The organism is Streptomyces sp. NPDC026377 (assembly GCF_055567715.1).
In genome coordinates this window covers 380,447-393,337 of record NZ_JBVHPV010000004.1, presented here as the reverse complement: position 1 = coordinate 393,337, position 12,891 = coordinate 380,447, and the positions used below count along the sequence as shown (strand labels likewise).

Here is a 12,891-nt window from a genome sequence, read left to right as displayed (position 1 = left end):
GGTGAACACGAATGGCCTCGGGCACATGCCCGAGGCCATCGGTGTCACACGGGTCAGCCCAGCTCGCCGTCGGCGGTGCGCTCGGCCAGCCGGACCAGGGTGCGGACCGCGGAGCCGGTGCCGCCCTTGGGGGTGTAGCCGAAGGGGGCGCCCTCGTTGTAGGCCGGGCCCGCGATGTCCAGGTGGGCCCAGGTGATGCCCTCGCCCACGAACTCCTTCAGGAACAGACCGGCCACCAGGCCGCCGCCCATCCGCTCGCCCATGTTGGCGATGTCGGCGGTCGGGGAGTCCATGCCCTTGCGCAGCTCGGCGGGGAGCGGCATCGGCCAGGACTGCTCGCCGGCCTCCTCGGCCGTCTCGTGGACGGCGGTGCGGAAGGCGTCGTCGTTGGCCATCACACCGAAGGTGCGGCTGCCGAGCGCCATCATCATGGCGCCGGTCAGCGTCGCCACGTCGACGATCGCGTCCGGGTTCTCCTCGGAGGCCTTGGCCAGGGCGTCGGCGAGCACGAGCCGGCCCTCGGCGTCGGTGTTGAGGACCTCGACGGTCTTGCCGCTGTACATCCGCAGCACGTCGCCCGGGCGGGTGGCGGTGCCCGACGGCATGTTCTCGGCGAGCGCCAGCCAGCCGGTGACGTTCACCTTCAGGCCCAGACGGGCGGCGGTGACGACGGCGGCGAAGACGGCGGCGGCGCCGGCCATGTCGCACTTCATCGTCTCGTTGTGGCCGGCCGGCTTCAGCGAGATGCCGCCCGAGTCGTAGGTGATGCCCTTGCCGACGAAGGCCAGGGACTTCTCCGCCTTGGGGTGGGTGTAGCCGATGCGCACCAGGCGCGGGGCGTTGGCGGAGCCGGCGCCGACGCCGAGGATGCCGCCGTAACCGCCCTTGGTGAGCGCCTTCTCGTCGAGCACCTGGACCTTGACGCCGTGCTCCTTGCCCGCCGCGGTGGCGACGGCGGCGAAGGACTCGGGGTAGAGGTCGTTCGGCGGGGTGTTCACCAGGTCGCGGGCGCGGTTGATCTCCTCGGCCAGCGCGATCGCGCGCTCGGCGGCCGCCTTGTGAGCCTTGTCACGCGGCTTGGTGCCGGTCAGTGCGATTTCGGCCAGCGGCGCCTTGCCGTTCTTGCCGCCGTCCTGGTACGCGGTGAAGGCGTACGAGCCGAGCAGCGCGCCCTCCGCGATGGCCGCCACGTCCTCGGCCGCCTCCACGGGCAGCGCGAACGCGGCCTTCTTGGTGCCGGCCAGGGCACGGGCCGCGACACCGGCGGCCGAGCGCAGCGCCTCGGCGGCGAACGTCTCGTCCTCGCCGGGGGCCGCGCCGAGTCCGACGGCCAGCACGACGGGCGCCTTCAGACCGGAGGGCGAGGGCAGCTTGGTCGCCTCGCCTTCGGCGCCGGAGGCGCCCAGGGTCTCCAGGACGCCGGCGAGCTTGCCGCCGAACGCCTTGTCCACGGCCTCGGCGCCCGGCGCGACGACCAGACCCCCCTTGGGCCCGGTGCCCTTGGTGATGCCGACGACCACGGCGTCGGCGCGCAGCGTCGCGGCACCGGCAGTGCTGAGAGTCAGAGCAGTCACGGTGGTGAAGTCTCTCTTCCGTTGAGTTTCCGAGCCGAGGGATGGGTCGGCTGTGCCCCGGCGCATCGTAATTCGGCCGAGTTGGGCGCGGATACGAGCGTACGCGCGCGGATCCGCTTCGCTCACGGCGGCGGCAATTCACTCATCCGTGGTGTCTGTTCCATGTTTGCCCGTCAGACTGTGATCGCTCGGTCACACTCGGCCCGTCCGGGCAAGGGCGCACAGGGCTCCTTTGCACCATTTCCACAGGTCCTGCCGTGTGCGCGCGCATAGGGAAGGGCCCCCATGAGGGGGGAACGTTGAAGAAGGCGAACCGGATGAGAACGGGCAGAACCGCGGTGGCACTGCTCACCGCCGGGCTCCTGGCGGCGGGCATACCCGCGGCCGGCGCCGACGCCGCGACCACGGCCCCGCGCATCGACCTCCAGGTGCTCGTCCTGGACGACGGCGGCGGCGCGGTGGACGCGCTCACCGACCGGCTCAGGAGCATCGGACTGCCGTACCGGACGGTGCGCCTGGGCGACACCGGACGGCAGACGGTCGACGCGGCCTTCCTCGCCGACACGGTGAACGGGCGCCCCCGGGCGAAGTTCCAGGGCGTGATCGCGCCCAACGAGATCCCCTTCGGCTCGGCCGACTCCCCCGAGCAGACCGCGCTCGCGGCGTACGAGAAGACCTTCGGCATCCGCCAGATCGACGCATCCACCTGGGCCCACCCCGGGGTCGGCCTCGACTACACCGACCAGAACGGCGGCTGGGCCGGGGTGCTCGACGGCGCCAGGACCCAGCTCACCCCGGACGGGCTGAAGGGCCCCTTCGCCTACCTGGACGGAACGGTACCCTTCGAGGACAACTCGGCCCAGGTGCCGGAGAGTTACGGCTACGCGGGCCACCCCCGGGAGGGCTACACCAGCTATCTGACCGCGCCCACCGGCGGTTCCCTGGTCGGGACCTACACCCACGACGGGCGCAGCGAACTCGTCGTCACCTTCGCCTACAACCAGTACCAGCAGCAGTTCCAGGTCCTGGCCCGCGGCATGGTCGAGTGGCTGACCCAGGGCGTCCACCTCGGGCAGAACCGCAACTACTTCGCCGTGCACGTCGACGACGTCTTCGCGCCGGACGCCCGCTGGGACACCGCGCGCGACTGCACGCCGGGCGACTTCGACTGCCCCGGCGGGGGCGGCGGCACGAGCGACATCCGGATGACGGCGGCCGACGCGCAGTACGCCGTCCAGTGGGAGCGGTCCAGCGGCTTCACCCTCGACCTGCTGTACAACGCGGGTTCCGGCGAGGAGTGGAAGGCCGAGAACGGCGGCACCGACGCGCTCACCGCCCAGCTCCTCGCCGACAAGGCCGCCTTCCGCTGGGAGAACCACACCTACACGCACGCCTTCCTCGGCTGCGTCCAGGACACCACCACGGTGCCCTGGACCTGCGCGAAGAACGCGGACGGCAGCACCAAGTGGGTCAGCCGCGCCGACATCGCCGGACAGATCACCGACAACTACCAGTGGGGCGTGCGCAAGGGCCTGCCCGTCGACCGCACCGAACTGGTCACCGGCGAGCACTCCGGCCTGAAGACCCTGCCGCAGCAGCCCCAGGACAACCCCAACCTGGCCGCTGGGTTCGCCGACGCCGGGGTCAAGTGGGCCGGCAGCGACAACTCGCGCGAGCCGCAGCAGCGCCCGGTCGGCACCGCCCTCACGGTGCCGCGCCACCCGATGAACGTGTACTACAACGTGGGCACGGCCGCCGAGATGGCCGACGAGTACAACTGGGTCTACACCTCCCGGGCGGACGGCGGCAGCGGGGTCTGTGAGAACAACCCGACCTCCACCTGCCTGCCCGCGCCCCTGGACACCGCGACCGGGTACACCTCCCACATCGTTCCCCAGGAAGCCGCCACCGCGCTGCGGCACGTGCTCGGCAACGACCCGCGCCCGCACTACGCCCACCAGTCCAACCTCGCCGAGGAGCGCCTGCTCTACCCGGTCCTCGACAAGGTGCTCGGCGACTACCGCGCCCTGTTCGCGGACAGCGCGCCCGTCGTCAACCCGCGCCAGCGCGACATCGGCACCGAACTCGCCCGCCGGGCCGCGTGGGCCAAGGCGGTCGCGGACGGCAAGGTCACCGCGTACCGCGTCGGCACCACCGTCACCGTCCAGGCGCCCTCGGGCGTGGTGGCGCCGGTCACGGCTCCCGAGGGCACCCAGCAGCAACAGCTCCTGGGCACCACCGTGTTCGGCTCGCCTTACGCGGGTCAGCGCACCGCCTGGTCCGCACCCGGAGCGCTCCAGACAGCCATCACGCTGAAGCTCCCGGCCTGACCGGCCGACCGACATTCGCTGTCCAGGGGGGACACCAATGCCGAGCAGTGGCCGTCATGTCACCATGCTCACGGAAGGCACCTATCCGCACATCCACGGTGGTGTGAGCACCTGGTGCGACCAGCTCGTCCGCGGTATGCCGGAGGTCGACTTCAACGTCCTGGCGCTCACCGGCAGCGGCCGCGAGCCGGTCGCCTGGGAGCTGCCGCCGAACGTGTACCGGCACACCGCGTTCCCCCTGTGGGGGCCGGCGCCGCGGCGCCGGCCCCTCCTGGGCAAGGAGCGGCGCCGCTTCATAGACGTCTACGAGCGGTTCCTGCTCTCGATGCTCGACCCGGAGTCCGGCTGCGACTTCACCCAGGGCCTGTACGCCCTGGCGCGGCTGGCCCGGGCCGGGCGGCTCTCGGGGGCGCTGCGCTCGGAGGCCGCGCTGCGGTCCCTGATGTGGATCTGGACCATGCCGCACCTGGAGATAGCCGCCGCACGGCCCACCGTGCACGACGCCCTGACCGCCACCGACCTCCTCGAACACGCGCTGCGCCCGCTGACCGCCCGCCTCCCCGAGGACTGCGTGGCGCACGCGGTCAGCAGCGGCCTCGCCACGCTGCCCGCGCTCGCCGCCCAGCACTTCGACGGCGTGCCCTTCCTCCTCACCGAGCACGGCATCTATCTGCGCGAGCGCTATCTCGGCTACCGCACCGGCGAGCAGAGCTGGCCGGTGAAGTCGCTGGTCCTCGCCTTCTACCGCGAGCTCAACTCCCTGGGGTACCGCAAGGCCGACCTCATCACCCCGTGCAACCAGTACAACCGCCGCTGGGAGGAGCGCGGCGGGGCGCCCGCCGACCGCATCAGGACGGTCTACAACGGTGTCGACCCCAGCCTCTTCCCGCACGCCGGCCCCGACCCGGCGGTGCCCACCCTCAGCTGGTGCGGGCGCGTCGACCCCATCAAGGACCTGGAGACCCTGATCCGGTCGTACGCCATGGTCAGGGCGGAGCTGCCGGAGGTGCGGCTACGGCTGTTCGGGCCGGTCCCGGCGGGCAACGCGGACTACCGCACCAAGCTGGAGAAGCTCGCCGCCGAACTCGGCGTCACCGACGGGATCACCTACGAGGGCCGCGTCAGCGATGTCGCGGGCGCCTACGCGGCGGGGAGCGTGGTGATGCTCTCCAGCATCAGCGAGGGCTTTCCCTTCTCGCTGATAGAGGCGATGTCCTGCGGGCGCGCCACGGTCTCCACCGACGTGGGCGGGGTGCGCGAGGCCGTCGGGGACGCGGGTCTTGTGGTGCCGCCGCGCGAGCCCGCGCTGATGGCCGAGGCCGCCCTGTCCCTGCTGCGCGACCCCGAACGGCGCGCGGAACTGGGCGCGTCGGCCCGCGGCCGGGTCGTCGAGCAGTTCACGCTCCACCGGTCCGTGGACGGCTTCCGCCGGATCTACCGGGAGCTCGCCGGGGCCCCCGAGCCCCTGCCCCGGTACGCGCGGCCCGTCGCCGCCCCCGCCGAGGTGCCCGTCGTGGTGCCCGCCGAGGCGGACGACTGGACGCTCGAACTCACCGACCCCTGGTACCGGGAGCTGGCGTCGGACGGATCGGTCTGGTGAGCGGCTCGCTCTGGCTGGGCGCGGAGGGGCAGCACACCCTGCCCTTCATCCCGCGCCAGCGCCCGCACGCGCCCGCCGCCGACCCCGTCGACGAACTGGCCGACCGGATGGCGGAGTTGATCGCCGCCGCCGTCCACCCGGACGAGGTCGCGGCCATCCTGGAGTCCGACGGCATGACCGACTCCCACATCCGTACGGCCTACGGCCGTCAGGACTCCTTCGAACTCGCCGAGGACCTCTACGCGCGCGTGGAGCGCCGCTACCCGTCGGCCGCCGCCCCGGCCGCCGACCCCTGGCACGGCTCCCTGGGCGCCTGTCTGCTGCGCGGCCTGGTCTTCGCCCTGCCCGGCCTCGCGTACGTGCTGGGCGCGCCCCTGCTCGCCGGTCCCGTGGACGGCTCCGGCCTGCCCTTCGGCACGGTCCCGCTGCTCGCCTCCGCCGTCACCGGCTGGGTGTGGAACCAGGGGCTCTCGCACCGGGCGTACACCTGGCTGGGGCTGGGCGACCGGGCCGCCGCGGGTGCCGCCCTGCGCACCGGGGCCCCGGTGGGGGCGGTGCTGAGCGCGCTGGTGGCGCTGGCGGTGAGCGGGCCGGGCGAGTTGCCCGCGGCCGCCTTCGCCGCCGGACAGGCCGGGTATCTGGCGGCGGCGACCGTGCTGCTCGTCCTGGGGCGCGAGCGGGACCTGCTGTACGCGCTGGCGCCGGTGGCGGCGGGCGCCGCGTGGGCCGGCGCCCTCGACCTGCCGGACGCGCCGCGCACCGCACTGCTGCTGCTCTCGCTAGCCGCCGCGACCGGCTTCGCCCGGCGTGCGCTGGCCCGCGCGGGCGGCGGCCGTACGGACGGCGGCGGGGCGGGCGACGGCCGGCCGGGCCCGTCCCTGGCCGCCGCGGTCCCGTACGCGCTCTTCGGCCTGGGCACCGGGGTCCTGGTGCTCCATACGGCCGTCGGGGACGTGCTCGCCGACGGGGCCGGGTCCGCCGTGGCCGCGCCCTCGGCGGTCGCGCTCACCCTGAGCATGGGGCCCGCCGAGTGGCTGCTGTACCGCTTCCGAGGCGAGAGCCAGGCCGGGCTGCGGGCCTGCACCACCGCCCGCGGCTTCCGCCGGACGACCGCGGTGACCCTCGCCGCCTGCCTGGGCGGCTATCTCGCCGTGCTCCTCGCCCTCACCGTCGCCGGCACGCTGCTGTGGCCCGGCGCGCCGGGGCTCGGCGCGCTCCGGCTGACGGGACTGCTGCTCACCGGCGTGGTCCTGTGGACCGCGCTGCTGCTCCAGTCCTACGGCGCCGTCCGCGCCGCCGCGGCCGTGTGCTGCGCGGCGGCCGGGGCGCAGGTGCTGTCCCTGGTGACCGGGGCGGGCCGCCCGAGCACGGTCGGGCCGGTGGTGGCGGGCCTCGCCGCGGTGGTGCTCGCCGTGCTCGTGGGGGCGCTGCTGGGCCGGGCGACGGCCCACCGCGTATGACCGCCGCCGAAGCGGGGCCCATGGCGGCCGCGCGCACAGGGAGAGAACCCACGCACATCATGCACACCACACCGGCAACCTCCGCCACATCGGCGGCATGCACCGCGTCCACCCCTCCCGCCCCGCAGCGGAACCTCCTCGTCCCGTTCTACGACCACCCGGCCGACCGCCCCGACGCCTGGGAGAGGCTCATCGCGGCGGCGCCCCGGCTGTACGGGGTGGTGCTCAACCCGGCCAGTGGCGCCGGGCAGGCCCCCGACGCGGCGTTCGCCGAGGCGGCGGCCCGGCTGCGGACGGCGGGCGTCCCCGTCCTCGGCTACGCGGACACGGACTACGGCCGCCGCCCGCACGCCGACGTCGTACGCGACCTGCTGCGCCACCGCGACTGGTACGGGGCCGACGGCGCCTTCCTCGACCAGGCGGCCACCGATCCGGCGCTGCTCGCGCACTACCGGCGGCTCTCCGTCGCCGCCCGCGCCGCCGGGGCCCGCACGCTGGTCCTCAACCATGGCACCCACCCCCACCCGGGGTACGCCGCACTCGCGGACCTGCTCGTCACGTACGAGGGCACCTGGGCGGCCTACCCTGGGGCGAGCGCCCCGGCGTGGACCCTGGCCCATCCGCCTGAGCGCTTCTGCCACCTCGTCTACGCGGCCCCGCCCGGCGCCCGGCCCACCACCTCCGTGCACTGCGCGGTGCCGGGCGGCGCCCCGCACCCCTGGGGCACGCTGCCGCACCTCCTGGAGCCCGCCCGATGACACGCCGCCTCCCGCTCGCGCTGGTCCTGCTGCTGCTCCTGGTCGCCGGGTGCTCCTCGTCCTCCTCGGACGACGACGATGACCGGCCGGGGCCGGACGAGTCCGGCGCGAGGCCGTCCCTGTCCGGGTCCCCGACCCCGAGTCCGACCCCGACTCCGTCCGCGTCCGGGTCCACGGACGGGCACTGGCGGCCGCGGCCCGGGCTCGCCTGGCAGTGGCAGCTCACCGGGAAACTGGATCCGTCGGTGGACGTGCCGGTGTACGACGTCGACGGCTTCCACGTGTCCAAGGCGCAGGTCGACGATCTGCACCGGCGCGGACGCAAGGCGATCTGCTACGTCTCCACCGGCGCCTGGGAGGACTTCCGCCCGGACGCCGGCCGGTTCCCCGCGTCGGTACTGGGCAGGCCCAACGGCTGGAAGGGCGAGCGCTGGCTCGACGTCCGGCGTACGGACGTGCTGGAACCGTTGATGGCCCGGCGGTTCGACATGTGCCGGGAGAAGGGGTTCGACGCGGTCGAGCCGGACAACATGGACGGCTACGACAACGAGACCGGCTTCCCCCTCACGGCGGCGCAGCAGCTCGCGTACAACCGGCTCGTCGCGCGGCTCGCCCATGACCGGGGTCTCGCGGTCGGGCTGAAGAACGACCTCGACCAGATCCCGGAGCTGGTGGGGGACTTCGACTTCGCGGTGAACGAGCAGTGCGCGGAGTTCGGCGAGTGCGACGCGCTGGGCACGTTCACCCGTGCCGGGAAGGCGGTCTTCCACGTCGAGTACGAGAAGGGGCCCGCGGAGTTCTGTGCGGGGTCGCGGAAGCTGGGGCTCAGCTCCATGCGGAAGGAGTTGGAACTGGGGGTGTGGAGGGTGGGGTGCTAGCGCTTGGGCCCGGCGTTTGTCCGCGGGTGCGCTGTGGCTGGCCGCGCAGTTCCCCGCGCCCCTAAAAGCGCCCTGGCTGAGCCAAGTACTCCGGCTACGGGCAACCTCTGAAGGGACGCGGGGAACTGCGCGAGCAACCACCCGCCGGCCCGCGGACAAAGACCGGGCCTGTCAGGGGGAACCGCGCGGGCATCCCGGGACGGCCGCAGGCCTAGTGCGTCCCCAGTGCCGCCACGAGCAGCACCCCCGTCGCCCCCACCTCGGCCACCGCACCGAACACATCCCCCGTAACCCCGCCGAAGCGCCGCACGCAGTGGGCGAGAAGGAGCTGGGCCACCACCAGCCCCGCCCCGACCGCCAGCGCGTGGTGCAGAGCCGCCCCGGCACCCCCCAGCGCCGCCCCGGCACCGGCGCAGCCCAGCCCCACCGCCAGCCCCACCGCGCCCGCCGCCCGCCACGGCACCGCCCCCGCCACCGCCGCCCCCAGACCGTCCGGCCGGGCCGGGGGGACCCCGGGGCGGCAGGACAGGGTGAGGGCCAGGCGGGCCGTGACGGCCGCGACCGTCGCCGCCGACGCGCCCCGGGCCCAGCCCGCCGCGTACAGCTCGGCCAGCGCCGCCACCTGGCCCAGGAGGACGAGGACGAGGGTGAGCACCCCGAACGGCCCGATGTCCGACTGCTTCATGATCCGCAGCGCGTCCTCGGCGGGCTTGGCGCTGCCGAGCCCGTCCGCCACATCCGCTAGGCCGTCCAGGTGCAGGCCCCGGGTGAGCGCGGCCGGGACCGAGGCCGTGGCGACGGCGGCGAGCAGCGGCCCCGAGCCGAGGAGCAGGAGCAGGCCCCCGGCGGCCGCCGCGCAGACGCCCACGACCAGGCCCGCCAGGGGCGCCCAGAGCATGCCGGAGCGGGCCGCCGCGCGGTCCCAGCGGGTGACCCGGACCGGGAGCACGGTGAGCGTGCCGAAGGCGAAGCGTATGCCGTCCATGGGATTCATCGGGCGCAGGGTATCCCGGGCGCCGCTCCCCGCCCCACAGGGGTAAATTACCCCTATTGCGGCCAAGTGGAGCGGATGCGGATGAGCTGGTTCAACCGGAACTTCGTCGAGCCGGGCAAGCTCCCGATGCTGCTCGCCCTGGCGTCGTTCGTCCTGACCTTCGTCGTCACCCGTACGATCACCCGGCTCATCCGGGCCGGGCGCGGCCCGTTCCGCAACATCCGCCCGGGCGGTCTGCACATCCACCATGTGGTGCCGGGGGTGATCCTCACCGTGGTGGGCGGGTTCGGGGCGGTCGGCAGCGGGCGGCACGGGATCGGCGCCTGCGTCTTCGCGGTGGTCTTCGGGATCGGCGCGGGCCTGGTCCTCGACGAGTTCGCGCTGATCCTGCACCTGGACGACGTCTACTGGACCGAGCAGGGCCGCAAGAGCGTCGAGGTGGTGGTGCTGACCGCCGCCCTGGTGCTGCTCGCCCTCGGCGGGTTCTCGCCGCTGGGCGTCAACGACATGACCCCGCAGGAGAGCCACGACCGGGCGTCGTTCCTGCTCACCCTCGCTGTCAACTTCGGGTTCGTGCTGATCGCGCTGGTCAAGGGCAAGTTCCGGCTGGCCGTCGTGGGCACGCTGGTCCCGTTCGTGGCGCTCGTCGCCGCGATCCGCCTGGCCCGGCCTGGCTCCCCGTGGGCGCGCCGGTTCTACCGCCGCCGCACCCGGGCCCGCGCCCGGTCGGCCCTGCGGGTCTACCGGCACGACCGGCGCTGGACGCGGCTGCGGCTGCGGGCTCAGGACTTCATCGGCGGGGCCCCGGACAGACTGCCGGTGCGCCGGCCCTGACGGGCGCGGACGCGGCGGCGTCGCTGTCGCACCGAGGTGATCCAGCAGAGCACGCCCACCGCGACGATGGCCGCGATGTGCTCCTTGCCCGCGAGGTTGTCCTTGACCACCATCTCGCCCGCCATGGAGGCGGCCACGACCCCGGCCGTCCAGTACGCCCGGTAGCGCCAGCACACGTACACCGCCAGCCCCACCACCGCCGCCGAGGGGCCGGTGTCGACCATCCGGGCGTCGGAGGCGGGCAGCCCCAGGACGCTGTCGGGGCCGAGCGCGATGCCCACGCGCGCGTACATCGTCCCGGCCAGGGTCGCCGCGTAGGCGATGAGCAGGGTGTGGCGGCGGCCGACGCAGATCTCGGCGACCCCGAAGACCAGCAGCAGCTGGGCGAGCGCGCCCCACACCGGCAGGTCGAGGGCCGGGACGAAGAGGGAGAGCGGGGTGCGCAGCAGGGAGACGGCCAGCGCGTCCTCGGCCTTCACCGAGCCGATGACCTGGACCGGCCTGAAGCCCCACGGCTGGTTCTGCACCACCTGGAACAACGATGTCAGCGCGACCGCGCCGAGGGTCATGGGGACCGCCCGCCAGCGCTGGGTGGAGAGCGCGTAGCGGACGGCGAGGTGGAGGGGGCCCCACTCCCGCCGGGCGAACCGACGTACTGGTCCGTTGCCCGGCAGGGAGAGGGGAGCCTTCACCTCTGGGACTCCAGGTGCCTGCGGTGCAGCCACTTGGGCAGCCCGGGCGCCTCCAGGAAGCCCTCGGCGCGCGCGGCGGCGATGCCGATGCGCGGCAGGTCGGCGGACTTCTCGAAGAGCATGAAGCGGGGCTCCCAGATCGGCCGGTACTTGGCGTTGGCGCGGTACAGCGACTCGATCTGCCACCAGCGGGAGAAGAAGCTGAGCAGCGAGCGCCACAGCCTCAGCACCGGGCCGGCGCCGAGCTTCGAGCCGCGTTCGAAGACGGAGCGGAACATCGCGAAGTTCAGCGAGACCTGGGTGATCCCGATCTCCTTGGAGCGCTGGAGGAGCTCGATGACCATGAACTCCATCAGGCCGTTCTCGGAGTCCCGGTCGCGGCGCATCAGATCGAGGGAGAGCCCCTTGGGGCCCCACGGCACGAAGCTGAGGACGGCCCGCAGGGCGCCGTCGCCGTCGGTGCACTCCAGCATCACGCACTGGCCGTCCGCCGGGTCGCCGAGGCGGCCCAGGGCCATGGAGAAGCCGCGCTCGGTGGCGCCGTCGCGCCAGTCGTCGGCCTTGCGCAGCAGTTCACTCATCTCATCGGCAGGAATGTCCGCGTGGCGGCGGATCCTCACCTCGTACCCGGCACGCTTCACCCGGTTGTACGCCTGCCTCACGGTCCGCATGGCGCGGCCGTCCAGAGTGAAGTCGGCGGTCTCCACGAGCGCCTCGTCACCGAGCTCCAGGGCGTCCAGGCCGTGCCGGGCGTAGACGGTGCCCCCCTCCTCGCTGGCGCCCATCACCGCCGGGGTCCAGCCGTGCTCGCGCGCCTCGGCCAGCCACGGCTCGATCGCGCCGGGCCACGCCTCGGGGTCGCCGATGGGGTCGCCGGAGGCCAGCGAGACACCGCCCACGACCCGGTAGGCGACGGCGGCCTTGCCGGTGGGGGACCAGATGACGCTCTTCTCGCGGCGCAGCGCGAAGTAGCCGAGCGAGTCGCGCTCGCCCTGCTTGTCCAGGAGCGCGCGCAGCCGCTCCTCGTCCTCCACGGAGAGCGGGTCGACGGCCTTGCGGTTGCGGAAGGCCGCGTAGATCACGGCGATCAGCAGCAGCGTGGAGAGCACGTTGATGGCCACGTTGACCCAGCCCGGGGTGTCGATCCCGGTGATGTCGTGGTCGTCGGGGACGAGCGAGACGAGCCGCATCACGCCGTAGCGCCAGCGCCCCAGGAACGTCGAGTGCCGGCTGCCCTCGTACGTGTTGGTGACCGTGACCAGGAGCGTGGCCAGCAGCGAGGTGAGCAGCAGCCCGCCGACCGCGACGACCGCCGCGAGCCGGGGGTTGGCGCGGTCGCCCTTGGCGTAGAACTCGCGGCGGCCGAGCAGCAGGGCGAGGACGAAGGCGGCGGTCAGGACCAGGGAGACCCAGTTCTGCGCGTACTGCCGGATCTCCGGGAAGACCATGACGAACGCGAACAGCAGCAGGACGAGGCCGCTGAGCACCATGTTGAGGATCCAGGCGGCACGCTTGCGGCGGCGCATGGTGACGGCGAGGAACAGCGTGAACACACCCGAGGCGAACCCGGCGTCGAGCAGGTACGGCGTGAAATAGTTGTCCGTGTTGTGACGCCGAAGGTCCTGGCCCAGGGAGACCCATACGGCGCTCAGGAAGTTGATGAACGTCACGGCGCGCAGGTACCAGACGGCGAAGGCCGCACTGCGTCGCGACCGGACGGTACTCCGGTTCAATCCTTCGGTGGTCAAGCGGACTTCTCCCATGAAACGCG

The 12,891-nt window shown here is 73.4% G+C and carries 10 protein-coding genes; 6 read left to right on the top strand and 4 right to left on the bottom strand.

Annotation, left to right across the window (positions count from 1 at the left end):
• Nucleotides 1-53: 53 nt before the first annotated feature.
• Nucleotides 54-1,574, bottom strand: a complete 1,521-nt coding sequence (locus tag ACZ4MU_RS12055; protein ID WP_467874395.1) for a leucyl aminopeptidase — start codon at nucleotides 1,572-1,574, stop codon at nucleotides 54-56.
• Nucleotides 1,575-1,891: 317 nt separating this feature from the next.
• Here ACZ4MU_RS12055 and ACZ4MU_RS12050 point away from each other — a divergent pair, with 317 nt between their 5' ends.
• From ACZ4MU_RS12050 to ACZ4MU_RS12030, 5 genes are read left to right on the top strand one after another with little or no spacing between them, the layout of a single operon-like run.
• Entirely contained in the window at nucleotides 1,892-3,904 is a 2,013-nt protein-coding gene (locus ACZ4MU_RS12050; RefSeq protein WP_467874392.1) for a hypothetical protein, read from the top strand.
• 37 nt (nucleotides 3,905-3,941) lie between these two features.
• A complete protein-coding gene (gene pelF / locus ACZ4MU_RS12045) occupies nucleotides 3,942-5,504 on the top strand; it encodes a GT4 family glycosyltransferase PelF (protein WP_467874390.1) in 1,563 nt (520 codons plus the stop codon).
• Nucleotides 5,501-6,964 (top strand): hypothetical protein, encoded by a 1,464-nt coding sequence (locus ACZ4MU_RS12040; RefSeq protein WP_467874388.1) that lies wholly within the window; start codon nucleotides 5,501-5,503, stop codon nucleotides 6,962-6,964. Before pelF ends, ACZ4MU_RS12040 begins: the two co-directional genes overlap by 4 nt.
• A gap of 59 nt (nucleotides 6,965-7,023) precedes the next feature.
• Nucleotides 7,024-7,722: a spherulation-specific family 4 protein gene (locus ACZ4MU_RS12035; protein ID WP_467874385.1), complete on the top strand. Its 699-nt coding sequence runs from the start codon at nucleotides 7,024-7,026 to the stop codon at nucleotides 7,720-7,722.
• Complete coding sequence (locus ACZ4MU_RS12030) at nucleotides 7,719-8,600, top strand: endo alpha-1,4 polygalactosaminidase (RefSeq protein ID WP_467874383.1); 882 nt, start codon at nucleotides 7,719-7,721, stop codon at nucleotides 8,598-8,600. Before ACZ4MU_RS12035 ends, ACZ4MU_RS12030 begins: the two co-directional genes overlap by 4 nt.
• 211 nt (nucleotides 8,601-8,811) lie before the next feature.
• Here the strand turns inward: ACZ4MU_RS12030 and ACZ4MU_RS12025 are convergent, their stop codons facing one another.
• Entirely contained in the window at nucleotides 8,812-9,594 is a 783-nt protein-coding gene (locus ACZ4MU_RS12025) for an adenosylcobinamide-GDP ribazoletransferase (RefSeq protein WP_467874380.1), read from the bottom strand.
• A gap of 81 nt (nucleotides 9,595-9,675) precedes the next feature.
• Between ACZ4MU_RS12025 and ACZ4MU_RS12020 the strand changes: the two genes are divergently transcribed.
• The gene (locus tag ACZ4MU_RS12020) at nucleotides 9,676-10,428 is read left to right on the top strand and encodes a hypothetical protein (RefSeq protein WP_467874377.1); all 753 of its coding nucleotides are present in this window, start codon (nucleotides 9,676-9,678) and stop codon (nucleotides 10,426-10,428) included.
• Here ACZ4MU_RS12020 and ACZ4MU_RS12015 read toward each other — a convergent pair.
• Both ACZ4MU_RS12015 and ACZ4MU_RS12010 read right to left on the bottom strand, forming a co-directional pair.
• Entirely contained in the window at nucleotides 10,377-11,120 is a 744-nt protein-coding gene (locus ACZ4MU_RS12015; protein WP_467874374.1) for a hypothetical protein, read from the bottom strand. The two genes, ACZ4MU_RS12020 and ACZ4MU_RS12015, sit on opposite strands and share 52 nt — an antisense overlap.
• Entirely contained in the window at nucleotides 11,117-12,883 is a 1,767-nt protein-coding gene (locus ACZ4MU_RS12010; protein WP_467874372.1) for a phosphatidylglycerol lysyltransferase domain-containing protein, read from the bottom strand. The genes ACZ4MU_RS12015 and ACZ4MU_RS12010 overlap by 4 nt, the downstream gene beginning before the upstream one ends.
• Between the last annotated feature and the right edge of the window lie 8 nt (nucleotides 12,884-12,891).